At 36.3% G+C, this 23,285-nt stretch carries 28 protein-coding genes and 2 tRNA genes; 7 read left to right on the forward strand and 23 right to left on the reverse strand.

From position 1 onward, the window contains the following. Positions 1 to 32: 32 nt before the first annotated feature. The 9 genes from DD627_RS09025 to DD627_RS09060 form a co-directional block, all read right to left on the reverse strand. Positions 33 to 686: an ABC transporter ATP-binding protein gene (locus DD627_RS09025; protein ID WP_068808127.1), complete on the reverse strand. Its 654-nt coding sequence runs from the start codon at positions 684 to 686 to the stop codon at positions 33 to 35. Position 687: 1 nt separating this feature from the next. Further along, on the reverse strand, positions 688 to 1,398 hold the full coding sequence (locus tag DD627_RS09030) for a hypothetical protein (RefSeq protein ID WP_260274979.1): 711 nt from the start codon (positions 1,396 to 1,398) through the stop codon (positions 688 to 690). Next, positions 1,382 to 2,104 (reverse strand): hypothetical protein, encoded by a 723-nt coding sequence (locus DD627_RS09035; RefSeq protein ID WP_260274980.1) that lies wholly within the window; start codon positions 2,102 to 2,104, stop codon positions 1,382 to 1,384. Before DD627_RS09035 ends, DD627_RS09030 begins: the two co-directional genes overlap by 17 nt. Further along, positions 2,094 to 2,894 carry a DUF2705 family protein gene (locus tag DD627_RS09040; protein WP_057784681.1) on the reverse strand — a complete coding sequence of 267 codons (801 nt, stop codon included), beginning with the start codon at positions 2,892 to 2,894 and terminating at the stop codon, positions 2,094 to 2,096. The genes DD627_RS09035 and DD627_RS09040 overlap by 11 nt, the downstream gene beginning before the upstream one ends. 72 nt (positions 2,895 to 2,966) lie before the next feature. Beyond that, a complete protein-coding gene (locus DD627_RS09045; RefSeq protein ID WP_260266860.1) occupies positions 2,967 to 3,380 on the reverse strand; it encodes a DUF2712 domain-containing protein in 414 nt (137 codons plus the stop codon). Positions 3,381 to 3,764: 384 nt separating this feature from the next. After that, a complete protein-coding gene (locus DD627_RS09050; RefSeq protein ID WP_260274981.1) occupies positions 3,765 to 5,153 on the reverse strand; it encodes a DUF4179 domain-containing protein in 1,389 nt (462 codons plus the stop codon). Beyond that, positions 5,143 to 5,280 carry a sigma factor-like helix-turn-helix DNA-binding protein gene (locus DD627_RS09205; protein WP_353744035.1) on the reverse strand — a complete coding sequence of 46 codons (138 nt, stop codon included), beginning with the start codon at positions 5,278 to 5,280 and terminating at the stop codon, positions 5,143 to 5,145. Before DD627_RS09205 ends, DD627_RS09050 begins: the two co-directional genes overlap by 11 nt. Before the next feature lie 9 nt (positions 5,281 to 5,289). Next, complete coding sequence (locus tag DD627_RS09055; protein WP_260274982.1) at positions 5,290 to 5,676, reverse strand: sigma factor; 387 nt, start codon at positions 5,674 to 5,676, stop codon at positions 5,290 to 5,292. 147 nt (positions 5,677 to 5,823) lie between these two features. Further along, on the reverse strand, positions 5,824 to 6,900 hold the full coding sequence (locus DD627_RS09060) for a S66 family peptidase (protein WP_260274983.1): 1,077 nt from the start codon (positions 6,898 to 6,900) through the stop codon (positions 5,824 to 5,826). Between the two features lie 200 nt (positions 6,901 to 7,100). On the opposite strand from DD627_RS09060, the gene DD627_RS09065 reads away from it, so the two are divergent. Then, positions 7,101 to 7,433, forward strand: coding sequence for a bacteriocin immunity family protein (locus DD627_RS09065; protein ID WP_057784675.1), 333 nt, complete (start codon positions 7,101 to 7,103; stop codon positions 7,431 to 7,433). A gap of 112 nt (positions 7,434 to 7,545) precedes the next feature. On the opposite strand, the gene DD627_RS09070 is transcribed toward DD627_RS09065, so the two are convergent. The 3 genes from DD627_RS09070 to DD627_RS09080 form a co-directional block, all read right to left on the reverse strand. Further along, positions 7,546 to 7,618, reverse strand: a tRNA-Glu gene (locus tag DD627_RS09070). Positions 7,619 to 7,668: 50 nt separating this feature from the next. Further along, positions 7,669 to 7,875, reverse strand: a complete 207-nt coding sequence (locus DD627_RS09075) for a hypothetical protein (RefSeq protein ID WP_260274984.1) — start codon at positions 7,873 to 7,875, stop codon at positions 7,669 to 7,671. After that, positions 7,868 to 8,197 (reverse strand): hypothetical protein, encoded by a 330-nt coding sequence (locus DD627_RS09080; protein ID WP_057784673.1) that lies wholly within the window; start codon positions 8,195 to 8,197, stop codon positions 7,868 to 7,870. Before DD627_RS09080 ends, DD627_RS09075 begins: the two co-directional genes overlap by 8 nt. Before the next feature lie 124 nt (positions 8,198 to 8,321). Between DD627_RS09080 and DD627_RS09085 the strand changes: the two genes are divergently transcribed. After that, positions 8,322 to 8,393, forward strand: a tRNA-Gln gene (locus DD627_RS09085). Positions 8,394 to 8,441: 48 nt separating this feature from the next. On the opposite strand, the gene DD627_RS09090 is transcribed toward DD627_RS09085, so the two are convergent. From DD627_RS09090 to DD627_RS09110, 5 genes are all read right to left on the reverse strand, one after another. Next, the gene (locus DD627_RS09090; RefSeq protein ID WP_157077616.1) at positions 8,442 to 9,170 is read right to left on the reverse strand and encodes a hypothetical protein; all 729 of its coding nucleotides are present in this window, start codon (positions 9,168 to 9,170) and stop codon (positions 8,442 to 8,444) included. A gap of 57 nt (positions 9,171 to 9,227) precedes the next feature. Continuing rightward, on the reverse strand, positions 9,228 to 10,061 hold the full coding sequence (locus DD627_RS09095) for an SPFH domain-containing protein (RefSeq protein WP_057784685.1): 834 nt from the start codon (positions 10,059 to 10,061) through the stop codon (positions 9,228 to 9,230). Between the two features lie 242 nt (positions 10,062 to 10,303). Continuing rightward, positions 10,304 to 10,636 (reverse strand): toxin-antitoxin system HicB family antitoxin, encoded by a 333-nt coding sequence (locus tag DD627_RS09100; protein WP_260266863.1) that lies wholly within the window; start codon positions 10,634 to 10,636, stop codon positions 10,304 to 10,306. 185 nt (positions 10,637 to 10,821) lie between these two features. Continuing rightward, entirely contained in the window at positions 10,822 to 12,177 is a 1,356-nt protein-coding gene (locus DD627_RS09105) for a glucose-6-phosphate isomerase (protein WP_057784670.1), read from the reverse strand. A 161-nt stretch (positions 12,178 to 12,338) separates the two neighbouring features. Continuing rightward, on the reverse strand, positions 12,339 to 13,208 hold the full coding sequence (locus DD627_RS09110) for a GRP family sugar transporter (RefSeq protein ID WP_057784669.1): 870 nt from the start codon (positions 13,206 to 13,208) through the stop codon (positions 12,339 to 12,341). A gap of 397 nt (positions 13,209 to 13,605) precedes the next feature. Between DD627_RS09110 and DD627_RS09115 the strand changes: the two genes are divergently transcribed. Further along, complete coding sequence (locus DD627_RS09115; RefSeq protein ID WP_057784668.1) at positions 13,606 to 14,472, forward strand: class II fructose-bisphosphate aldolase; 867 nt, start codon at positions 13,606 to 13,608, stop codon at positions 14,470 to 14,472. Between the two features lie 74 nt (positions 14,473 to 14,546). Here DD627_RS09115 and DD627_RS09120 read toward each other — a convergent pair whose 3' ends face one another. Further along, positions 14,547 to 16,001 (reverse strand): ATP-binding protein, encoded by a 1,455-nt coding sequence (locus DD627_RS09120; protein ID WP_057784684.1) that lies wholly within the window; start codon positions 15,999 to 16,001, stop codon positions 14,547 to 14,549. An 8-nt stretch (positions 16,002 to 16,009) separates the two neighbouring features. Next, a complete protein-coding gene (locus DD627_RS09125) occupies positions 16,010 to 16,735 on the reverse strand; it encodes a winged helix-turn-helix domain-containing protein (protein WP_057784667.1) in 726 nt (241 codons plus the stop codon). 216 nt (positions 16,736 to 16,951) lie between these two features. Here DD627_RS09125 and DD627_RS09130 point away from each other — a divergent pair, with 216 nt between their 5' ends. The 3 genes from DD627_RS09130 to DD627_RS09140 all read left to right on the forward strand — a co-directional run bounded on the left by DD627_RS09130 (position 16,952) and on the right by DD627_RS09140 (position 17,839). Beyond that, positions 16,952 to 17,143: a hypothetical protein gene (locus DD627_RS09130; protein WP_057784666.1), complete on the forward strand. Its 192-nt coding sequence runs from the start codon at positions 16,952 to 16,954 to the stop codon at positions 17,141 to 17,143. 74 nt (positions 17,144 to 17,217) lie between these two features. Then, on the forward strand, positions 17,218 to 17,484 hold the full coding sequence (locus tag DD627_RS09135) for a hypothetical protein (protein WP_068808146.1): 267 nt from the start codon (positions 17,218 to 17,220) through the stop codon (positions 17,482 to 17,484). 142 nt (positions 17,485 to 17,626) lie between these two features. Beyond that, positions 17,627 to 17,839 carry a hypothetical protein gene (locus DD627_RS09140; RefSeq protein ID WP_057784664.1) on the forward strand — a complete coding sequence of 71 codons (213 nt, stop codon included), beginning with the start codon at positions 17,627 to 17,629 and terminating at the stop codon, positions 17,837 to 17,839. Between the two features lie 103 nt (positions 17,840 to 17,942). Here the strand turns inward: DD627_RS09140 and DD627_RS09145 are convergent, their stop codons facing one another. From DD627_RS09145 to DD627_RS09210, 3 genes are all read right to left on the reverse strand, one after another. Then, a complete protein-coding gene (locus tag DD627_RS09145; protein WP_068808149.1) occupies positions 17,943 to 18,443 on the reverse strand; it encodes an NUDIX hydrolase in 501 nt (166 codons plus the stop codon). 39 nt (positions 18,444 to 18,482) lie between these two features. Next, positions 18,483 to 19,613, reverse strand: coding sequence for a phosphoenolpyruvate carboxykinase (ATP) (locus DD627_RS09150; RefSeq protein WP_260274985.1), 1,131 nt, complete (start codon positions 19,611 to 19,613; stop codon positions 18,483 to 18,485). Between the two features lie 258 nt (positions 19,614 to 19,871). Then, the gene (locus DD627_RS09210) at positions 19,872 to 20,195 is read right to left on the reverse strand and encodes an ABC-2 family transporter protein (protein ID WP_147206814.1); all 324 of its coding nucleotides are present in this window, start codon (positions 20,193 to 20,195) and stop codon (positions 19,872 to 19,874) included. 98 nt (positions 20,196 to 20,293) lie between these two features. Here DD627_RS09210 and DD627_RS09155 point away from each other — a divergent pair, with 98 nt between their 5' ends. After that, positions 20,294 to 21,634, forward strand: a complete 1,341-nt coding sequence (locus DD627_RS09155; RefSeq protein ID WP_003691194.1) for an ISL3 family transposase — start codon at positions 20,294 to 20,296, stop codon at positions 21,632 to 21,634. Positions 21,635 to 21,701: 67 nt separating this feature from the next. On the opposite strand, the gene DD627_RS09160 is transcribed toward DD627_RS09155, so the two are convergent. After that, entirely contained in the window at positions 21,702 to 22,796 is a 1,095-nt protein-coding gene (locus DD627_RS09160; protein ID WP_057785069.1) for a glycosyltransferase, read from the reverse strand. Positions 22,797 to 23,285: the final 489 nt, after the last annotated feature.

A 23,285-nucleotide genomic window follows, 5' to 3' on the forward strand; every position in this document is an offset into this window, starting at 1 on the left:
TCTGTATAAAAAACAAAATTCTATAAATAAATTTACTTAACGGTTACTTGCTCAGTTGACTCAATCCTTCCTTCAACAATGTGTAACTGCGTGTCCGCAAGTTTTTTCATATCTTCAGCCACGTGCGTTGCAACCACAATAAGTTTTCCTTCATCTCTCAGTTTGCGTAACAACTTAATACATTTACTAACACTCTCCGTATCTAGGCCGTTTGTTGGTTCATCTAAAAGAATAATTTTTTGATCTTCAAAAACTGCTTGTGCAATATTTAATTTTTGCCTCATTCCTAGTGAAAAATCTTTCACAATTGGTTTGTGAATGTTCTCTTCTAAACCAACTGCCTTTAAAGCATTCTCAATATCTTCATCGTTTGCGACATGCTGAATTTTACCTAAAATTTTCAAATTTTCAAAGGCTGAATATTGAGGTAATAAACTCATATTTTCGATAAGAATACCCGTTTCTGGTGAAAAGTCAACGTCTTTATGCAGAATTTTATCATTCACCAATACCTCACCACTAGTTGCATGAATGAAACCAGCCATCGCTCTTAATAACATTGTTTTACCTGACCCATTAATTCCGTATAGTCCGTATATTGATCCCCCGTTAAAAGTATAGTTAACGTCAGTTAATACAGAACGTTTTTTTAAAGTTTTAGAAAAATGACGTAATTCAATTTTCATTTTAATCCCTCCGTAACCAATCAATTTGCCTTAGCCGCCAATAAATTAATCCTTCAATCAACACAAAAAAAATCAGTAATATTACATACCACATTAGTAAATCCACATGAAGTATACTTAATCGTTGTTGACATATAAATTGTGGCCAGACCAGTATCTGAAAAATTATTGAGCCGCCATTCACAAACAGACTCTTGCCAACCATTAAAGAAAGACCTGCATAAACAAGTATAAGAAAATATCCCACTCGATCTGAAAAATATAGATTTAATAAGAATTGAGTTAACATATATAAGTTACAGATTAAAAAGCTGGTCAGTAACATTGATAAAAGTGAAAAAGAAACCGACGAAAAAATATGGAATAATCCCGAAAAAACAAAAAATACAACTACAAACATAATGTGAAACAAAATATTAAGTTTACAGATAGTTATATTCAAGTTTTTAAAGACATAGCTCATTTTTTGGTAACGAATAAGTTGTAAAACTAACCAATCAGAAAACCAAGATTGAAGAAGTGCAAAATTCAGTGTCGCAATAGTAAAAAAGAAGAAGATAAACACCAAAGTTTGCATAGTAGTGGCACTAAAATCAACACCACGAAGGATATTTTGGATAGTGAATTTACCAAATAAATAATTTTTAGCCAGTATTAAATAGAAAATTAACAAGCCAACAGTTAAAAATGCTAATTTATTTTGTGATTTCAAGTAAATCCTCCCTCCTCAATTTTTGAATATTCCAAATAACTAGCAAGGTGATAATAATCACGACCTGTAACAAAGCTGTTAGAATCGTAAGCCAGCCAAATTGTCCTTTCCATAGCCAATCAATTGTATTCATACTGGAAATAGGATGGGTAAACTCAAAGGTTCGACAAAACTCAAGGGTAATAACATTAATAAACGGAACAATAAAGATCGTTACTAAAGCATTTTTTGTATATTGCATGACCAAAAATAATAATGAGCCTTGAATTATATAGTAACCCAGAAAAATAAGATAACGGACCCCTAATGCTAACAGTATTATGGGTTCAAATAAAAACGTATGCTGCACTCTAATGAATAGCATAATCAAATCCACACCTTCAAAAACAATCGTGAAGATAATTGCTTGGATACAAACAGATTTAAAAAAAGCCCAATAATACTTTTGCGTATCGGATCGTATTAATTCACTCATATAAATGTTCAAATAACTTTTTAAAATGATTGTAGCAAAAATAAGCGAAAAAATGGTAGCTTGTCCTACGTCATAATGATAATTTGCAACAGTATCTTCAATTGTGTAAAAATCTCGAAAATTTGTTATTATTCTCGGTGCATATCTATTTAGTGATAACCAATAAATTCCAAGAAACCCTATTAGGAAAAAATAAATTACGCCAAGTCTTTTCTTGCTCTCAAAGAACATCAGCTCTCACCTGCCTGAAGTACCCAATACCAATTACTATCAAACTAGAAGATAAGTAAACAATTGCAGCCGGAATAATGGACCTCAATCCGTATTCAATGAAGGGTTGCATAAAATAAGTGGAGCTGTACGGTGACATAACTTGTATAATCCATAACAGAAATGCAAAGGGATATGCAATGTAATAATTGGGGAACATAAACACAATGGCCTGCGTAACCATACCAAAAATGGCAACCGATAACGTAAAAATAAAAATATAGATCACCACAGTACTGTACGGATGTTCCATTTGTAATACTAATAATTGGAAAGGTTTAATAACCTTAAGTTGTTGCAATTCATCCTCCATGCCAGAAAAATCTTTTCCTCCATGCCAAATAAGCAGCGCTATAAGAAAATTAATCACTAATGAAAGCAGCACTAAAAAAGCCGGAATGATGGCCGATAAAGCCAGTTTAGTTTGATAAAATTTTTTTCTGCTGTTCCTAATCAGGGTAGCATTAAGATAACCATTTTTCACTTCCGACACTTGGTGATCCGTATATAAATTCAATAAAATTAGAGGCAGCAACCAAATAAGGACCATTTGCCCATAATGGCCAATAGAATTAGAAGCCAAAAAACTAACTTCTGCTGGATTTAATATAAACTTTGCTGTGTCAAATCCAGCCTCAATCTGACTTTTGAGCTGAATTAACAAATCTATTTCTGGAACAAGTATGATTAAGGTAGCAAAGAAAATAAATCGCCAATTTTTTAAAAGTTTACTAATTTCAAAGTTAAACATCAGAACCCCTCCTACCAATAAGAATAATGGTCATCTACATAATTTGCATTAGATGACCACCATAAAACTTAATTATTGAATTTTCCCAGTCTCTTCATCCCAATAGCCTGAAATATTATTATTCTGAGCCGTCAGCATCACGGTTTTCTTCCCATGGAAAGAAGGATTGACCCTTTGGTACGCTTCAGGATTCCCCGCTATCTTTTTGATAATCGGGCTAACATTTGCACCGCCTGCTTTTTCCAACCAAAAAATCGAAATGGTATGCGGGCCTTCACCGGATTTTGTTAGTTTAACCTTCCAATTATTTTTATAATTAGTTGTTTGTCTGTACCAACCAGCCGAGTGACTCTTTTGCTTGAAACCATAAACACGCATACTATAACCATGTTCATCATTACCAGCCAAAGCCGAAGTAGTAATAAAACCAAAACTTAAACATGCAACAAACAAGGCAGACGTAATTTTTTCGTTTTCATAATACATCTCTCCTTAGATTCCTCGTATGCAACTGCAATTTTACTACGCCACTTCAAAAATAGTCTTTATTTTCTTTCATAGGCAGCACTCCCTATTTATTGAGAAAGGTTACTATCACGTTTTAATTGTAAAGCGCTTTCATTAAAAAACAACTTATTTTTCCATAATTTTATAGAAATTATCGATAAATATAAAAACGAACCCTTAACTCAAATTTTTTTAAAAGACGATTAAAAATATAATCACTGCGTAATTCTTATATCTTTTTTGTCTAATTTAGTTGTCGTGTGCTTCCTTTCAAAATCCAGCAGTTAAAGTTTGATTTGACTTAAATTCTTTAAATCATTTTTTATTTAAATCAAACGCACAAATTTTTAAAATCAGAACCTTTTAATTTTGTTTAACCGAAATTGTCTGTTCTTTCATCCTTGGTGTACTGTGCAAACCATCATAATCAATCTGTAATTGTAACTGGTTAAGATTGAGATTTTTCAAACCTGATTTCTTTGTTAAATTATAGGTGGCTTCAAATTCATTGGTTTTGCCATTAATCAATTTTTGACGGCCTTCATACAAGTAATCTTTTCCATAAACACTAGCGTTCCCATCATCGTGATATGTTTTGGCCATGATAGCAAGCGCACCATTAAGCTGATTTCCTTTGTCCCACATAAGTTCTCTATCAGACGATAATCCGGATCCTGTTAAATAATAACGCAAAGTCAATTTACCATTTCTTAACGTTGGCTTTTTAAATCTGAAAACTTCCGTCGTTCGTTTTGCTTTGATCGTCGTTGGTAACGAACTTAATGCCGTTCGTGCGGAAACCTCCCATGTGGATAATGTTGGTTCTACAGTTATTTTTGTAATTCGTTTTGGCAACTCTTTTACTCGATAACCTACTATGCGTTGTTTTCCTTTCTTGCTCAGAACCATGGGATCTTGATTGGCGAGCATATAATCTTTGTGACTTCCATTAACGAAAATTTTAAATAACTGAAAGTCATCTTTAGAAACTCGTTGTGTTTCCTGTACCTTTAACAAACCAGTTCCTCCAGAATACTCATCAATTCCAAGTAATTTCAATTTGACGTCCCCGTTTGCCAAAGTAATGTTTCCAGTAAGCTTTTGTGTGCTTACCTTACTTGGTGCTAACCGTAAATTAAATGCCCAACGCCCAGCATGACCCTTGAACCTGGTGAAAACAATTGGAAACTTAATCGTACTTTTTGAAATTTTGCCTTTAATGGTCCCGTCTAGCCAAAAACGATAATGTCCTGTTGATATCTTCCGAAGATCCGCGCTACTTTGAGAAAATTTCACCCCACCGCGGCCAATGTAAAAGTCAAACCAATCATCCCATGCACCGTTAACTCCACTGATGGTTCCAGTAATTGCAACTGTCTTTCCCTGTACATATGCAGTTTTTAGTGTCATCTTCATACCGTTGGAAGTTCGTGTCTGATTCAAATTCTGCGTTTTTCCATTAGTTTCAACAATCGTTCCCAGATCATCATCAAATTTCGCAAAGAAATTCCCAATAATTGGTGTTTGTGGCATCACATGATTAACCGGTGTTACGTACATTCCGCTAAGCGTTAGCAGGCAAATTGCGACTGCAAGGGTCACAAATCCCCATAATACATGGTGATGGCGCCGTTTTAGTCTAACACCTGATTTTAATAACGCTTGCGTAATCGTTGTCTTGGTTTCTTTTGGGTTCACAGTTTGTGCCTGACTAAGTTGCTCAACCAATTGCGAAAATTTTTCATTTTTCAAAATAGTCCCCTCCTAACCACGTCTTCAGTTGAGATTTACCACGCTTCAAATGCGATTTAACAGTGTTTTCTGGCATCCCAATAAGATCGCTAATTTCGTGAATGGATAATCCATTATAATAAAACATTAATAATACTTACCGATAGCCGTCATTTAAACGTTTTAATCCCCCCAAGAGATCTAATTTTTCATCAACCGAAACGTTTGCTAAATTCGTTGGCATTTCGGGAAGGTCTGCCAAATCACAAACTTCATGGGCTTGTTCTGAATATCTGCGGTAACACTGACGAATCAAGATTCGCGTTAACCAAGTTCGAAATAGCGCGGGTTTCTGCAGTTGACTGATTGAATGCAATGCGATCAGTGTCGTCTCGCTAATAGCATCTTGAACATCAACATCGCGTGACAGATAAAGATGTCCAGTTCGCGTTAAATAATCGGCCTGGCCTAAAACAAGTTGGGAAAATGCTTGCTGATCCCCCCGAATAGCCCGTTTGACTGTTCTGATTTTTACTTTATTCACGTGACTTACCCCCTTTCACTTATTAGTGGTTAGTTCGGGCCAAAAAGTTGCAACAAAATTTGACTAACTAAATAAAAAGCTGCTAGTAACATTTTATCGTTAGCTAGCAACTTTTTGTCATCAAATATTTAACTGTTCAGTATCCTTTTATGCAAACATCGGCTCCAAAAGCGTGATGGCTTTCCGGTCAAAATCAACTTGTGTCTCACCACCATAGGGGAGCGCCGTCCTTGGATAAGCATGGCCAAAATTGACATTTGTTAAAATAGGTAACTGATATGAATCGGTAATTTCCAGTAAAATCTGCTTATATTCGTCATAAAAGGCTTCTGCCTGTGGTTTGCCGACAAGGATTGCTGAAATAGCTGAAAAAATGCCCTCAGCATCTAATGCAAGTAACATTTTGCGATAGAGTTCTGGATTGGGTTTTTCCTCACTAGTTTCAATAAACATAATTTTGTCTTGCCACTCGTTTAAGCTAGGAAATAAGTGATACTTTTCTGTAACTTCTTTTTCATCAGGATAGCGAGTTCCTGACAAAATATCATACAAACTATCGAGACAACCACCCAATAGTCGGCCCGTAATTTGGCCTGATCCTCTCAACACCTCATACCCTTTTTGTTCCATATGCTGTTTCCGATGCATTCCGACAGCTGCAGATGAAAAATCCTCGCGTTCCTCATACCAAATAGCACTGGATGTAATTGAGGTTGTCGCCTCATTTCTAAAATAATTCATAAAGGTGTGTTTGGTGTATGGGAGCATTTCTTGATCCAACTCTGACAAATCATTCAGAAAATTTGGACCGTAAAAGCTCTGCATTCCTAATTGATAGAACATCAAATGATTAATTGTTGTATCTGAAAAGCCAGTAAACAACTTAGGATGGGAATGGACATTATGAACAAATGTTTCATCCTCTAAGAGATAAGGTAATAGCCGATAAGTATCGTCGCCACCAATTGCACAAACGATGCCCTTAATTTCTGGATCGGCAAAAGCAGTTTTTAAATCATCAGCGCGCGCCTGCGGATGATCAGCTAAATACTGGATTCCTTTCAGTGCGTTGGGCATAAAAACTGGCTGCAATTGCATTTCTTTTAACCGTTTAATTCCTAATTGCAATTGATGGGTGGCAAAGCTTTCGCCAAGCGTTCCACTAGACAAACTGACAATCGCAATTTTACTATTCGGGGTTAAGACTTGAGGCTTTTTTAACATGGGCGTTCATTCCTCGCATTATATATTTTGTGTATTTAACAAATACTATACTGCCAATTGGTGTGGTAACCAACATAACAACTTTCATAATCCGCGATACAATGCCATGTTATCATTTTAGTTTTGGCATAGCCACACTAAATGGTGTACCATAGAGATGTATTTGTAAAAGACAAAATACACTTATGGGGGAATTTACAATGAACGAAAAATATCAGCAACTTTCCGAACTAATTGGTAAAGCATTTTTTGAACCAGAATTTAAATCTGATCCAAAAATTCAAAATACTATCACAACCGCCGCAACTCAACTTCATAATCATGAAGATTACACAAAAATTGCAGTTGAGCTTTCGCTGGGCATTACAAATCTCTATTTAACACAGCACAAAGTCGCGACAATTCTTAAAACTATCTATGATTTTGTCGCAGACGATGCTGATGCAACTAAATTAGATCTTCAAACAAGACGGAATTTGGGTATTCTTTCTGGTTATGTACGATCTCCTTTGAATAGTGACAAGATATGGTAACTTCTTAAAAATTAGTTAGACCTGCATTTCAAAAAAAAGTACACAGAGCTATAAAAAAGGGCTTCAAACCACTGATATTGCAATGGTTTGAAGCCCTTTTCCAGTTTTATAATAGCCCGCACGGGGTTCGAACCCGTAGCTCCGCCTTGAGAGGGCGACGTCTTAAACCAATTTGACCAGCGGGCAAAAATAGTACTGTTCTAATTTATCTTATTTGAGCCACAAAGTCAATACCTTAGCTTCCTTTCATTTTTAAAATGGTCAAATAAACAAAAGTAACAAAAAGATAGATCCAGTATATAAATATCGCGATCAGAATATACGGGATAAAAGCAAAGTTCAGCAGATTTTCACTGACCACACACAAAATTGCAATGACTGCCCAGATAACTAACTTTTCTTTTGTATCTGCCAAAGTAATCTTAAGCTCACGGTTACTCATAGGTCAGCTCAAGCATATATGCTTTCTTTCCAACAACGTGTGCAGTCGTTACCCAAACCTCATGATAGCTTTTCATTGGCTTCTTCGTTAAACCATTAAAGTAGTCCATCAAAACGTTATATTTATCAACAAACTCATCCGAAAGTCGGTCAACTAGCAAAGTTTCGTCAGGAAAGTATATTTCTGGATTAGCAACTGGGATGCTATCACTGATTTTTAATTGCACAACATTTGTATATCCTAAGGTATTCACTTCAGCACGTTCTGGATACTCACGAATTTGTGATAAAACATTATAAATCGAATCAGAATTTGTAGCCATATTTTCACCTCATAACAGTCTTATTGTAGCAAAAAGCTGAGTGCTTGTCAGTTTATAAAGAATGGTTGTAAACATATGTTGACAGTTTTACAGAAAAACGGTAAACTTATATAGGTAAATTTAGTGGGCATTCGCCAAATGGTAAGGCCACGGACTCTGAATCCGTAATTTACTGGTTCGATCCCAGTATGCCCAATATTAATAGACCTCAAAGCGTTGTTTTTCAATGCCTTGAGGCCTTTTTTTATCCGAAGAAATTTACGGTTTCATCACCATTTAAGTAGTGGACAAAACGCAATAAAACTTGTCGGTCCTGTAATCTGTTAAATACTTTGACCTTATTCTTGCCGTCCTCTCGATAGGTAAAGACAATCGCATTACCACTCTTAATCTTTAATTTGGTGATTAACGCTTGATAACGTTTTGAACCAAGCTTGCGCCGTAAAGATTTTAAATTCGCACAATATAAATCTGTCTGACTACTTAAAGAGTATCTTCGAACTTCTTTTCTAGTTTGCTTATAATATTTGCTATCCGGATTATAAAAGTAAAACCCATCTTCATAGGAACTATATTTTTTTGCATATACCTTTTTCATAACCTGATTAACTGAAAGTGGAATTGGTGTCACATGCTGCTTCGTATAATCTGGCTGATTCAAGAATTGAAACACAACCCCGGCACCCACAATTAGCAGCGCCACTGCTAATCCCCAATTTTTTTGAGGCTGTGAACGGTCAGAATAGACGAAGAAAATTACCATAAAAATAACCATCAATCCAACCAGAATCCACAAAGAAAGAATGTAAAAACGCAGCTGCGAGGTATACGTCGTAACCCATCTATGTGTGAGTTGATAATAATTATTAATTCGCATATACAGTAAAATTAATAAAACAGCGCCGGTCAGGCCTTCTACAAAATTGATCTTTGTTTGTGTTCGCACATTCTCACACCCTATTCGTTTTTTCATATGTACAAAAAGCCACCCGAACAAACTCGTAGTAGCTTTATGAATTAATATTTAAATTTATAAATTATGTGGTTGGTCATCTTTAGTTCCTAATAGTTTACCAATAACTGGAATTTTACCAAATTCATCAGAACTATCCGAAGGCACCACAACCATATTGGTATTTGATTTCGCCAAATCAGAAAAGGCATTGATTGACTGGTTTTGGAAATACTTGTCTGTCGCCTCTGCCAATCCAGCCTGAACTGTATCAATTCGATAACGCTCCGCATTAGCTCGCGTTTTTGTTGCATCCGCTTCGGCTTTAGCAGTTGCCATCAACGCATCATTCTTAGCCTTGGTAGTTAACTCAATTGATTTGGCTTCTCCTTCGGCCTTTGCAATTGTGGCAACCCGTTCACGATCAGCCGTCAATTGTTTGTCCATCGCTTCTTGGATTGCACGTGAAGGTGTCAATTCGTCAATATTAATTCGATCCACATTAATTCCGTACGTATTGGTCAAATCGCCAATTGCCAATGTCAACTCCTGGTTGATTTTAGCAGTTGACCCTAATGCTTCATTCAAATCCATTCGGCCAATAATATCTCGTAAATGTCCCCGAACTAATTGCGCCATTGATTCAACAGAATCCGTATTTTCATACTGATATTTCACCGGATCTGTGATATGGAAATTTAGCGTCAAGCTTGCTGAAACGTCTGCATTATCTTTTGTGATAATAGAATAGTTAGGCAGTGCGAGGGGTTCCATTGCCAAACTCACATTTCTGATCTTTTGGAAAAATGGAAAGTAAAAATGGAATCCTGGATCAACACTGCGTTTGTATTTCCCTAATGTTTCAACTAATCCTCGATTATTTTGTGGTACAATTCTAAGTCCAAATGGCATAGTAAAGCTCCTCCGATTTTTTGGTATTCGTGCATGAACTGTTCTCTCAGGCTTATTTTGCGTATGACGTTCATCTTCCTTAGCGAGTTTTTGTGTCGAACGTTGTCTACGTTTTATAGCAGCCTGTTGTACCTTATTGTATTGCGCTGAGTAATCACCGTTCATCGCAGTGGTCATAATTTCTCCCAGTGCACCAAACGGCTTTTTTTGTTGATTTGCCATTCCTTATCTCCCCCAAATGGCTAAATTTTTTGTAACGTTAAGATATTTCCATTTGCCTCAATCACAGCATATTTAGCCTTATCATCAACATCAGAATTATCGTTAATTAAATAACGATAATAAATTCCCGTTACCAGAACCAGACCGTTTTCCATATTGACATCCGAACCAGAAACAGTCTTGCCAATTATCTGGCAATTTTCAAAACTTTTTGTACCGTGATTTTCTGACAACAAACTTACAATATACATATTCACACTTTGATTAGCTCGATTGGCTTCTTCTGCTAACCGATCATAAAGAGACTGATCCAAACGTAATAAAAACCGCTTATCTTTTTGGTCATTCGCCAATCCCGGTCACCTCACTTAATATCAGCTTGATATCACCATAATAGTAAAGATTTTTCTTCCGAAAGTCAATTAAAAATTACCAAAAATAGTTTTAGTTTGAAATCATAAAAAAGCTCTGCAAAATGACAAGTCATGAAACTCATATCAATTCTGCAGAACTTATTTTGTTAAACTACTAGAAAGTCTTATTTACCAAGGCGTTCGTTGAGTTCTTTTGTTTGTGCTTCATAGCCGGGACGGCCAAGTAAAGCAAACATATTATTTTTATAGGCTTCAACACCGGGTTGGTTGAATGGATTAATTCCATTCAAGTACCCAGAAATACCAACAGCTGCTTCAAAGAAGTAGATCAAGTAGCCCAATGTGTAAGCATCCTGTTGAGGAATATTAACATTCATAACAGGAACGCCACCATCATTATGAGCTAAGGTAACACCTTGATGAGCCTTCTTATTAACTTCATCCATTGTTCGACCTTCAAGATACTTAAGCCCGTCAAGATTCTTATCTTCCTTAGGAATGTTTAAATCATGGTTAGGCTTGTCAACATTCACAACGGTTTCCATAAGGTTACGACGGCCTTCTTGAATATACTGACCAAGTGAATGTAAATCAGTTGAGAAGTTAGCTGATGAAGGATAGATACCCTTTTGGTCTTTTCCCTCTGACTCACCCATCAATTGTTTCCACCACTCGCCAAAGTATTGCAATGTTGGTTCGAAGTTTTCTAACAATTCAGTTGTGTAACCCTTACGATACAAGATGTTACGTAATGCAGCATACTTGTAAGCGTCATTCTTTGTAACGTCGGGATCTTTATATGCGTCGCGAGCGTCAGCAGCACCCTTCATTAATTGATCAATGTCACCACCAGCAACAGCAATTGGTAATAAACCGACAGCAGAAAGAACTGAGAACCGTCCACCAATATCATCAGGTACAACGTACTCTTCATAACCTTCTGCATCAGATTCCGTCTTCAAAGCACCCTTAGCTTTATCAGTTGTCGCAAAGATTCGTTCCTTAGCACCATCTTTACCGTATTTAGCAATTAACTTGTCCTTCAGTACACGGAAAGCAATTGAAGGTTCAGTAGTTGTACCTGATTTTGAAATAACATTGATCGAAAAGTCACGATCGCCAATCAAGTTTACTAAATCTGTTAAGTAAGTTGAACTAATTGAGTTTCCAGCAAAGAATACTTGGGGAATGCCGTTACGTTGTTCCTTAGGGAGCAAGTTGTAGAAAGTATTTCCAAGAAAATCAATTGCTGCACGTGCACCTAAATATGAGCCACCAATACCGATAGCAACAAAAACCTCAGAATTATTCTGAATTTTTTTTGCTGCTGCCTTGATACGTGCAAATTCATTTTTATCATAATCAACTGGTAAATCAATGAATCCACGGAAATCATTTCCAGCACCAGTACCTTCACGTAATTCTTTATCTGCTGCAGTAACTAGGGGTTGCATTTCAGCAAGTTCATTATAATGAACAAACTTTGAAACAGCTGAACCGTCAAACGAAATATGTGCCATTGTTTACTTACCTCACTTTGTATTTTTAATGTTCCATCAATTTATTATACACCCGATTACTAAAATTTGAAGCGTGACCAAAATTGTTCAACTCAAAATTGCTACTTTCTAAAAAATGTATAAAAAAAGCAGTATTTCTACTGTTTTTACCATTAATCAATTTACTTCATAATTGCCAACAAGGTTGACCCCACAATAATCAAAACTGATCCAAAAATAACATACTGCATTTCACGATGCGTTTTGTGTTCACCTAAGAACCAGATGCTACCGAATGTTGAAATAACGATTCCGGCTTGAGCAAGTGAATAACTAATTGCCAAACCGACACTTGGAATTGCTAAGAACATGAAAATGTTCCCAATTCCCCAAACTAAACCAGTGATGACATTTTTCCAAGTATGACTATCTTTGAATGCCGTAACGGCTGCTTTTGAAACAAATACAAAAACAACGGCTCCGGCAAGCATTCCGATCGCTTGTGGCAAAATAACTGCTTTGGCATTCACATCAGCAAAGCGTACAACCACAGTATAGCCAATGTAACCAATTGTGGAAATCACCAATGCCCGAATACCAGCAGCCATATCTTCATCCTTATTATGTTCTGGATCGCTTTTATCTCGTAAAGAAGTAAACGTGGCACCTGCAATCAATGCGATCACAGCAACGGTTCCCATGGTAATCATTTTTCCAGTAGTCCACTCGTGCCAAATTAACACTCCTGCTAAAGCATTACCGGCCAATTGCAACCCAGTTGAAAGAGGCACAGTTTTAGAAACCCCAATTTTTTTCATTGAGGTAAACTGCATCCCTTGTCCAACTGCCCAGAATAAACCAGAAATAATTCCTGCAATCCAAACTTTAGCTGATAATGTTGGTTGGTATAAAAACCAAGTAAATACCGCAAAAACCACAGCACCCATTGTCATTCCTAAAGTTTGTTGAGGTGCCGATCCGCCAAGACGACCTGACACTAGTCCAATACTACCCCAAGCTATTGCTGGGATCAGTGCAATTATGATACCCATTATAAATTCTCCTTATTCTCTTTAAATTAAAGCCTATACCAAGACAAAGAAACATTTTAACAGGAAAGTAACCGTTTTTACAAGTGATAAATTATTAAATTTAATTGGTATACCAGTTTAGATATATATAAACAGCTGATACGACCAGGTTTCAACGCACTTATTTTTTGTTCATTAAAATATTGGCATAGGCCAAAAATGCTCCCAATTTAGCCAATTTTGTCTATTCGTTTATCTTTTATTCGTAATTATCACCGTTATTTCATTTCTGTTTCTCCCATAAATAACGCTTGAAAATTGGTCTGCATTTTAATAATCAAATGTGTTAAAATAAATGTGTACGTTTAATGCAACCTTTTTACACATCGTTGTAATATATTTTGGGAGGATTTTATTTATGTCATTAGTTAATGGTAACGAAATCTTTGCTGAAGCTCGCAAAGGTCACTACGCTGTTGGTGCTTTTAACACTAACAACTTGGAATGGACACGTGCAATTCTTGGCGCTGCTCAAGAAAAAGGCACTCCAGTTTTGATCCAAACTTCTATGGGAGCTGCAAAGTACATGGGTGGTTACGAACTTTGTTTAAACTTAGTTCAACAAACCATTAAATCAATGAACATCACAGTTCCAGTTATCATGCATTTAGACCATGGTAACTACGAAGCTGCTAAAGAATGTATCGAAGTTGGTTACAACTCAGTTATGTTTGATGGCCATGATTTACCATTTGCAGAAAACTTAGAAAAAACTAAGGAAATCGTTAAGTTGGCACATGCTAAAGGTATGTCCGTTGAAGCTGAAGTTGGTTCAATCGGTGGAGAAGAAGACGGTATCATTGGTGAAGGTGAATTAGCTGATGTTGAAGAAGCTAAACAAATCGCCGCAACTGGTGTTGACTACCTTGCTTGTGGAATTGGTAATATTCATGGCCAATATCCAGAAAACTGGAAGGGCTTGAAATTCGAACGTCTCCAAGAATTAGCTGACGTAATTTCTACTCCACTTGTTTTACATGGTGGTTCAGGAATTCCTAAGGAACAAATCCAAAAAGCTATTTCAATGGGTGTTGCAAAGGTTAACGTTAACACTGAATGCCAGATGGCTTTCGCAGCTGCAACTCGTAAGTATATTGAAGAAGGACATGACCAAAATGATATTAAAGGTTATGACCCTCGTAAGTTACTTGCACCTGGTACAAAAGCTATTAAAGACACAGTTGAGAGCCGTATCGAATGGTTCGGTACTCCAGCTGCTAAATAATCTAGCTAATATAAAAGCAGGAATTCAATTGAATTCCTGCTTTTTTTATTGCTTGTCACAGAAAGTTAAGCCTCTTAGCTTTCTGTTTTTTTATCTTCACAAGGTAATTGAAGCGTAAATGTGGTCCCTTTGCCTAATTCACTAGAAACATTGATTGTCCCTTTATGAGCCTTAACAAGTTGATGCACAATTGCCATGCCCAAACCAGATTCCCCATACTTGGTGTTTTTCCTAGAGGCATCAGCCTTGTAATATCGTTCCCAAATGTTCTTCATTTGATCATCCGACATGCCAATGCCCGTATCGCTAATCGAAATGACACAATTTTTATCTTTATCATTATGAGCCGTAATCGTTATTATACCGCCATTCGTAAACTGAATCGAGTTTTGCATGATGTTGAACATTATTTGCACAAATCTATCATAGTCCGCATAAACCGTGACATTGTCAGCAACCTGGGTGACAAACTGATCTTTTGCCTCATGGGCCTTTTTTTGTAACTGTTCAACTAAATTATTCACAACCTCATGGACCCGAATCTCATGACGGTTTAAAATGATTTGATTTGTCCGAATTTTTTCGTAATCCAAATTATCGTTGACCAATCGAATTAAGCGCTTGGTTTCATTGCTCATCAATTGTAGACTCTCTTCACGACTTTCTTCTGGAATGGCATCATAGGTTAACCCTTCCAAAAGACCATTAATTGTCGTCAGAGGGGTTCGCATTTCATGCGCAGCGTCCGCAAGAAATTCTCGCCGTCGCTGTTCCTGACGCTTGATTTCTTCGTTCGACGCCTTAAGTGATTTCGTCATATGATTAAAGTCTGATGCTAAACCATCGATTTCATCATTACCTTTTGTTGGCACCGTAATATCAAAATTACCTTCGCCAATTTTGTGAGCCGCCTTTCGGATACGGTCAATCCGCGAAACCGAATATTTGGCCAGCCCGTAGGCAATAAAAATTGCTGCCAGTCCAGAAATAAGAAAAGCTATTAATAAATTATGTTGGATTTTTCGCATATTGGACTGAATATTAGCAACCGGCGAACCCACTAAAACGACCGCAATCAATTCACCGTTTTCATTTCTGTACGGTTTGATGATGTCCGTCATCGATTGCGTTTTGCTTTTTCCAGTACGATTAAAGCGCCGGGCAGATTTTGTTGTCAGTGTTTCACCACTTTTCAGCTTTTTCCACTGGCTTTTATTGATAACTGGGGAAAAACCATTTTTCGGATAAGCAATCGTATTTTTCTTGATATAAATTGAAAAATGAATTGCTTGGTTTGCCAGCAACCGTTCACTATTTTGTAAGCCGCCCAGTTGGATTCCTTCAAATTCGCCACTAGAATTCACCACAACTGATTGTTGAAAAACACTATCGGCATAACTTTCAAGCTGCTTCCAAGTATCTTGATAAACCATTCGATTGGAAAACTGAATAAATGCCAACCCAAATATAATTACGGTTGTAAAAATTACCGCAAAAAAAGCTAACATCTGTTGATATAGCAGTTTCAAACGCATGTTTAATCCCCCGCTTTGCTATCATCGAACTTATATCCGACTCCCCAAACTGTTTGGATCACCTGTGGTCCTACTTTTTCAATTTTCTGCCGTAACTTTTTAATATGCGCATCAACAGTTCTTTCATCCCCATAAAACTCATAATTCCAAACTAATTGGAGTAATTGTTCCCGGGAAAAAACTTGTTTTGGCTTTTGCGCTAAGGTTTTCAACAAATCAAATTCTTTGGGTGTTAAATCAGGAATTAATTTATCATCTAAATAAGCCTCTCTAGTTGAAGAACTTAACTTAAAGCTTCCTGTCTCAACATCGTAATTGGTTTGTTGATTGTCCGTTTCTTCTGTGCTGCTCGTTGTGCCCATTTGTGCACGCCGATGCAAAGCTTTGATTCTGGCAATTAAGGTAATTGGACTGAACGGCTTAGTGACATAATCGTCAGCGCCCATCTCAAGGCCAAGAACTTGATCACTTTCCGAATCCCTTGCCGTCAGCATAATGATCGGCACAGTTTTTGAAATTTGTCGAATCTCCGAACTAACTTCCATGCCGTCTTTTCCAGGTAAGTTTAAATCAAGTGTAATCATGTCCCAATCATTTGGTGCACTCTTAAACATCTCAACCGCTTCGTTACCATCATATGCAAAAGATGCATCCCACTGTTCTTTTTTAAAAAACATGCCCATCATTTCGGACACCGATTTGTTGTCTTCAATCATTAAAATTTTCATACGTACCCCTCTTTACAAATTTCTCCATGATCCTAGTATAATTCAAACGTTCATTTAAATATAGAAGTGTTTTGCCTAATTTTCAAACTAGCATACCATTTTTAGATTAATCGTAAATAAAAGTTTTTCAATAAGCACGAAAATTATAAACTCCCTCAAGACATGTTAAACTTTGCGTATAGTTGACAGTCAAGGTTATTTGAGAGGAGATATTTAATGTTACTCAGAGTTCAAACCACCGATGATGAAGTTCTGTATGTAAATGAGAATCAAATCGCTTATGTCAAAAAAGTAGATACTCGTTTACTAGATGAAGAAAGTACTTGGCAAGTTTTCCTGACAGATGTTGCTGAAACCAGCTTTATTATTCCGTATAGCGAGTTAAAACGACAAAAACAAGTCGTTTAGTACAACTCGCTCACATTATTTTCAAACTTATATAGCGAAGTTGTCCCCAAAAATTAGCTAAGGAAGTGGCCAATATGGATGATGAACATATTAAAGAAACTTTTAAACAGGATAAGAAGCGCAATGGCGCCCCTGACAGTAATATGAGTTATGATGAACAAAACGATAATCCTATGGAACCTGGTGAAAAATCACCAAAGCAAACGCCGGATTCTATCCCTAATCCCAATGAAAACAACGACTTAGAAGAAAACCATTTGGATCACTTACTTTATGATGAGTCACAAGATAGTGTTCATGAAGATGGAGACTATCTTAGTGAAAAATTAGACCACAAATAAGTTTAAATACAGAGCCTGCCGCAAAATGATACACGGTAGGCTCTTTTAGTTACTCATGATTAATCACTCGTTTCTTATATCTAGAGTACCTCAATCCGATTTCGTGTACTATAATATCCAGTAAGAAAGGTCGTGGTAGAATATGCTGGTATTACTAACAATGCTGATGTTTTTCTTCATGTTAAAACTATTATATGGCCTCACAAAATTTCTGGCCCCGTTGATACTGTTAGCCACCGTCATGTCACTATTTTTAACTTTTTGGTGGGTGATTTTGTGGATTGCCGTGGTAGGAATTGTTGGGTTAGGAATTTACTTAAATGTCACTGACAAACAAATAAAGGACGGTCACTAGTTTGGCGATCTCTTTCTGAGTTAAAACACACAAATGTCAAACCAAATATATTTCAAACTTATGACGAGTTGCCAAAAAAGCCAGAATATTGGCAAGACATCTCCTAATAAACTGGCTTTTTTAAAACATTCCAAGTTGTAAATGTTTGATCTGCAGAGTCAAACCTGTCATTATTTTTCAAAAACGCTTTTGCCTTTAAAACTAAAGGAGAAGTGTTTTTTTCGTTTAAATCTGCCAATGACACCAATTTTGCACCCAGCGAATCTTGTCCAATAAATTGAGCAACATGATCGACCGCAACGCCCTGCCACTGCTGAATATCATAAAATACACAGATGTGTTGGTTATATTCCCATTTCTTGTAGTGCCAAGGATATTTAAAGCTCGTTATCCCCAATTGCCTAATTTTCAACGGTTGAAGGCCAGTTTCCTCCGCAATTTCGCGGACAATTGCCTTATCCAAAGATTCACCGTCCTCTAAACTGCCGCCAGGTAAATCAAACCGATTTATGTATGGTCCCCCATTTTTCTTAATAACAACTAACTTTCCGTCGATAAAAATAATTCCGTATACCCCAAACGCTCGATGGTACTTCTTAGTCATTTTTGACACCCACTTTCAACGCCTTAAAAAACAAGTTTACTACGAAAGCTTTTTTGTAATACTTTCATAAATTAGACTACTTAATTCATCTTTTTTACCTGAATACCGAATTTTATATGCCGACTTATTTAGTAATCCATCCAGTAATTTACTAATTTCGCTACTCTGCACTTCTTTGTGCCGTTTTTCAATTAATGTTGACCATGGTATATTATGGCCGACATTGATTCCGCGGAAACTATTTTGTAAGTTCTTTTTTAGTTGTATTTTTTCAATTTTATTACATTCAGGCACTAAACCTTCACCTATTTTTGGGAACAATATGGTACTTAATTCCGTCCACTCTGAGATTAATTTTACGTTAAACTTGTTAGCAAAACTTTGCCAATTTAATTCTGGTTTTAAATGCGTACTCCACAGATCATGATCGCTCAACTCTCTCATGTTTTCAGGTATAATATCCTGTAACTGTTCAAATTTGGAAGCAGTACCTAACCCAATATTTATGCTTTCTGGAGTACCCTTAACCCATATTTTTCCATCAACTTGCTTAACAAAAGTAAGATCATTACTAAGCAAATCGTAACCAAGATCAAGAAGATTTACTAAGGTAGTCGTTTTGCCAGCTCCCTTATCTCCACAAATTAAAATAGCTTTCCCAGTATTATCTACCGCACAGGATGAATGTAACATTATGGATGGTGTAGCTTGGGATTGTACCAGTCCATAAATCAGTTCATCACGGATCACTCTTTTACAGGCTTGATTGTAATGTAACCGATTTGAAAAAATAATTGTTTCATCTCGATTAGTATAAATAATACAATGATTTTGAGAATCATAAACAAAGTCTTCATCCGTAGAAATGATATATTTTGCTTTTTGAAATACTTGATTTTTGCTTGGAGAATAGTGTTTTATCTTTTTTGCATGAACAAAATATTTTTCATAGTCGTCCACACTTTCCAAAACAAAACAATAAACTTTATTTTTTTCTCCCATACTTGAACCGTTTGAAACAAAATATGGAGATAAATGTTTATACAAATAATTCCCAAAATCCTTACCTTCGTAAAAAACCGACAAATATTCAACTTCAAGATGTTCTAAATCTTTTTGCTTTTTATATTTTTTTGAAATTTTTATCAAATCATTTAAAGCTTTTTCCATAAAAACCACCTTCCTAAACTTTTTCTATAAATTCATATGGTTTCCAATTTGGGATCTTATCGTTACCAGACAGCTCTATAACTAGACTACCCAATATGTTATTTAGTGATTGAAGAATCGCCTTCTGCAATCTTTCTTTAGCCTGAGACAATGATTGAATAAAATTTTCCTTACTCTTGTCTCACAGGCAAAATCTAGAGTTTGTGATTTTGAATTCCTGTTTGACATGATCCCAAATAGAAGATCTCCTTTCAAAAACTAATTAGCTGATACATAGTGTTTTAACCCTAAATTCCACTCTACGTATGAAAATAACGACAACACTATTAATATAAGTATGTTTTCCAACATCCAACTAGCTTTCACTCCCCCTTTCATTAAAAGAACTGGCAAATTTGTAGCAGATAATGAAGGGATTATCCACATGAAGAAGATTTGAAAAATTTTTGGATAAATCTGATAAGGTCTGTTCGATGCATCCATTAAGTATTCTGGGACCCCATTTAATGCGGATAAATTATTTATCCAAAAACTCAAAGTTACAATAATTGGTTCTATAATATTTGGTACTGATAGAAAAATCTTCTCTCAGTACCAATTTTGTTTTATGATAAAAAAATAGAGATGAAGACACACTTCATCTCAAAGAAACAATCCCTACACTGAAAGGAATGTCCTACATGAAGAATTGTACACTGGATCTATTGGGAATTAAAGACTCACACCTGGAATTTGATCCAAAATATAAGAATAAAGTGATAGCTGCAGGATTTTACCAACATAAAAAAGTCCGCAAGATCCATTTGCGGCAATCTTATCCTTGTGCTTGCCCAGTTTGTGGTCAAAAAATGCGCTACAACGGTTTTAAAACCGTTGAGATGCTCGGTTTGCCTTCGGGTGGGATCACAAATGTTTTTTCGATCCGCAAACAAAAATATCTCTGCCCGGCTTCAGCTGCCTGCCCTAAAACTATTACAAAACTTGCGGAGATCAAGGACGTCAAGGCTAACGACCAAATCTCACAAGCCGTTAAATATCAGGCTATTTCTAAATTAGACCAGAATATCTCACAAAAAGATATTGCCGCTGATTTTGGGATCTCTGGAATGACAGTGATGCGCTTTGCGCAAGAGCTCTCAACTTACTTAAGGCCCAATCATCATTTCTTACCGCAAAATATCGCTTTTGACGACTTTAAAGCGGGCAACTTTTCTAGTAGCGGCATGAGTATCATTGTCATGGACATTGCGACACGCCGCACGTTAGATATCGTGCGTTCTCGGCATAATACATACTTACGAAGTTACTTTTTACAATATGACCGTCAAGCTCGCTGGGCAGTCCAAACGGTCACAGTTGATCTGTACTCGCCTTATCGATCCTTGATCCATGAGATCTTTCCGCAAGCGCTGATCATTGCCGACCGCTTCCATGTCGTAACCCAAGCTTATCGGGCCTTAAACTTAGTTCGGACACAAACCATGAAACAGGCGGGACAGGGTTCGCACAACGCACGTGCTTTGAAACATTATTGGAAATTGTTAACTAAAGACTCGACCAAACTTGATTTTAAAACCTATCGTAAAAGCAGAAACTTTCGTAATATGCAGTTATGTGAACAGGATATTGTGGAGCGTTTATTAAACATGTCCTCCGCTTTGCGACAAGCTTACGTTTATTATCAAACACTTTTACAAGCTGTCCAGCAGCGAGATCCAAGGCTCTTAGAAAGTCTAACACGTTCAGCTGCAGGAATGCCTGAGCCCATCAAAAAAACTAATCGTACCTTGCGTAAACATCTACAAGAAATCAAGAACAGCTTTCAGACGACCTTTTCTAATGGACCCGTGGAAGGAACAAACAACAAGATCAAAGCCATTAAAAAGACTGCTTACGGTTTCCGGAACTTTGAAAACTTCCGTTTACGTCTTCTCATCGAATTAAAGAATAGTTATGTCAGTTTGAATTTTCATAGTCACATTAAAAAAGCTGCTCATTCCATTCAGGAACAAGCAGCTTGACCAAGTAGACCAATTGCTTATTATTTTTAATAATTCATTTCATCAGTACCACTTGATAAAGAACCTATTATAAAGAAGAAAGTTTAATGGCTGATTTATCTGTGTTTTTATTATCAGCAGCAATTAAGTTATAGATGTTTTCTATGTGCTTAATATAGCGAGAAATATCAAATTTCAAAACTGTTTTTTTGATATCTGTATGATTATATTTACCACGCAAACGATAGATTTGCCGGCATGCAGCTATAAAAGCTTTTTGGTCGTTCATTGGAGTTAAAATTCCATTGTGGGAATTAATGATGTCTGCCGGTCCAGTAGGACAGTTTGTTGAAACAATTGGCAAGCCATAAGAAGCAGCTTCAATAACAACCATTGGGAATCCCTCATATTTTGAACAGAGCAGCAGGCAATCAGCTTCATTAATTGCTTCCCAAGGATTAGGCATCCAACCTTGCCAGTTAATGTTTTGTGAAATATGCAAATCATTTGCTAATGTTTTTGCTTTTGGAAGATCAGCTCCCTTGCCAAAGATGTCCAGTTTCCAAGGAATATTAAGCTGTGCCATTGATTCAAGAAGCATACGTACATTTTTTTGATCATCCAACAATATTCTTCCAATAAAAATTGCATGGAAAGGAGCGTTAGCTTTAGGTGTGCTGATTGTTTTCTTATTTACAGTGCGGATAGGGTTATAGATCAGAAAGATTTTTTGGGCTGGGACCCCGAGTTTGATCAACTGTTTTTTTATCCCTGTACTAATTGCAAGATGATATTCTGAGAAAGCAAGTTCTTGACGATCAAAAATGTTTGATTCAGCAATGGAGGTATGTCCCCAAGAAACAATTTTATAATGAAGGTCATATTTTTTCCTGATCTGATAGGCAGTTACACAAGCTCTGCCTTCGAGTCCCAAAACGATATCTGGTTCTGCTGCTAAAACATTTTTTTCAATAAACTCTTTTTGTGCTTGTGTATCTTGTGCATGGCAAATTTTAAGTTGGTAGCCGGTAGTACGTGTAATCCATTGGAGCCATTCAGGTTTTCCGCTTTTAGGGATCAAAACCTGATATTCATTTTTTAAATCTTCGTTGACCAAGTTCGAAATGACTCTTTCGGTACCGCCATGTCCCTCTAAATACTGTGTTATTAATGTTATTTTCACGATAATTCATCCTTTCATTTTATGAAGCCAACATTAATCTGATGTAATCTTAAATAAGTTGTATTAGTGAGTCAGTAATTGTTAATTAACTTAAAAATTCTAAAAATAGTTACACCGCATTTGTTAATTATAAAAAATTTAAAACACAATAATGCAGTTGTAACAAAAGTACAGACAGCTAAGGTATGTGATTTTGTTTCAAACAAATGCAGAACTCGATTTTAAAATTCACCCGGCTTTCATTTTATCAACAAAGAAAATAGTTTACTTATGGCTAGTTGGATACATAAGAATGGCATTATTTAAATAATAAAAAAATAAAGGTACAATAACCTTATCCAAATGGTTGTTGAACTGATATGACAATACAGAAACTAAAGAATCTATATTATACTTACCCCCATCTAAACTTTATTATAGATCTAATCAACAGAAAAACTCAAATAGTTGAATTTTGTAAACAAAAGAGAGCGTAAAATATCTTGTGTA

The organism is Pediococcus sp., assembly GCF_003533255.1.
GTDB lineage: Bacteria > Bacillota > Bacilli > Lactobacillales > Lactobacillaceae > Pediococcus > Pediococcus parvulus.

What these genes read in the sequence shown, in the direction of transcription:
- DD627_RS09025 (WP_068808127.1), bottom strand. Translation starts at nt 686, where the DNA reads ATGAAAATTGAATTACGTCATTTTTCTAAAACTTTAAAAAAACGTTCT.
- DD627_RS09035 (WP_260274980.1), bottom strand. Translation starts at nt 2,104, where the DNA reads ATGTTCTTTGAGAGCAAGAAAAGACTTGGCGTAATTTATTTTTTCCTA.
- DD627_RS09040 (WP_057784681.1), bottom strand. Translation starts at nt 2,894, where the DNA reads ATGTTTAACTTTGAAATTAGTAAACTTTTAAAAAATTGGCGATTTATT.
- DD627_RS09045 (WP_260266860.1), bottom strand. Translation starts at nt 3,380, where the DNA reads ATGTATTATGAAAACGAAAAAATTACGTCTGCCTTGTTTGTTGCATGT.
- DD627_RS09205 (WP_353744035.1), bottom strand. Translation starts at nt 5,280, where the DNA reads ATGTTTTATTATAATGGATTATCCATTCACGAAATTAGCGATCTTATT.
- DD627_RS09060 (WP_260274983.1), bottom strand. Translation starts at nt 6,900, where the DNA reads ATGTTAAAAAAGCCTCAAGTCTTAACCCCGAATAGTAAAATTGCGATT.
- DD627_RS09065 (WP_057784675.1), top strand. Translation starts at nt 7,101, where the DNA reads ATGAACGAAAAATATCAGCAACTTTCCGAACTAATTGGTAAAGCATTT.
- DD627_RS09075 (WP_260274984.1), bottom strand. Translation starts at nt 7,875, where the DNA reads ATGAGTAACCGTGAGCTTAAGATTACTTTGGCAGATACAAAAGAAAAG.
- DD627_RS09080 (WP_057784673.1), bottom strand. Translation starts at nt 8,197, where the DNA reads ATGGCTACAAATTCTGATTCGATTTATAATGTTTTATCACAAATTCGT.
- DD627_RS09090 (WP_157077616.1), bottom strand. Translation starts at nt 9,170, where the DNA reads ATGAAAAAACGAATAGGGTGTGAGAATGTGCGAACACAAACAAAGATC.
- DD627_RS09095 (WP_057784685.1), bottom strand. Translation starts at nt 10,061, where the DNA reads ATGCCATTTGGACTTAGAATTGTACCACAAAATAATCGAGGATTAGTT.
- DD627_RS09105 (WP_057784670.1), bottom strand. Translation starts at nt 12,177, where the DNA reads ATGGCACATATTTCGTTTGACGGTTCAGCTGTTTCAAAGTTTGTTCAT.
- DD627_RS09110 (WP_057784669.1), bottom strand. Translation starts at nt 13,208, where the DNA reads ATGGGTATCATAATTGCACTGATCCCAGCAATAGCTTGGGGTAGTATT.
- DD627_RS09115 (WP_057784668.1), top strand. Translation starts at nt 13,606, where the DNA reads ATGTCATTAGTTAATGGTAACGAAATCTTTGCTGAAGCTCGCAAAGGT.
- DD627_RS09125 (WP_057784667.1), bottom strand. Translation starts at nt 16,735, where the DNA reads ATGAAAATTTTAATGATTGAAGACAACAAATCGGTGTCCGAAATGATG.
- DD627_RS09130 (WP_057784666.1), top strand. Translation starts at nt 16,952, where the DNA reads ATGTTACTCAGAGTTCAAACCACCGATGATGAAGTTCTGTATGTAAAT.
- DD627_RS09135 (WP_068808146.1), top strand. Translation starts at nt 17,218, where the DNA reads ATGGATGATGAACATATTAAAGAAACTTTTAAACAGGATAAGAAGCGC.
- DD627_RS09140 (WP_057784664.1), top strand. Translation starts at nt 17,627, where the DNA reads ATGCTGGTATTACTAACAATGCTGATGTTTTTCTTCATGTTAAAACTA.
- DD627_RS09145 (WP_068808149.1), bottom strand. Translation starts at nt 18,443, where the DNA reads ATGACTAAGAAGTACCATCGAGCGTTTGGGGTATACGGAATTATTTTT.
- DD627_RS09150 (WP_260274985.1), bottom strand. Translation starts at nt 19,613, where the DNA reads ATGGAAAAAGCTTTAAATGATTTGATAAAAATTTCAAAAAAATATAAA.
- DD627_RS09155 (WP_003691194.1), top strand. Translation starts at nt 20,294, where the DNA reads ATGAAGAATTGTACACTGGATCTATTGGGAATTAAAGACTCACACCTG.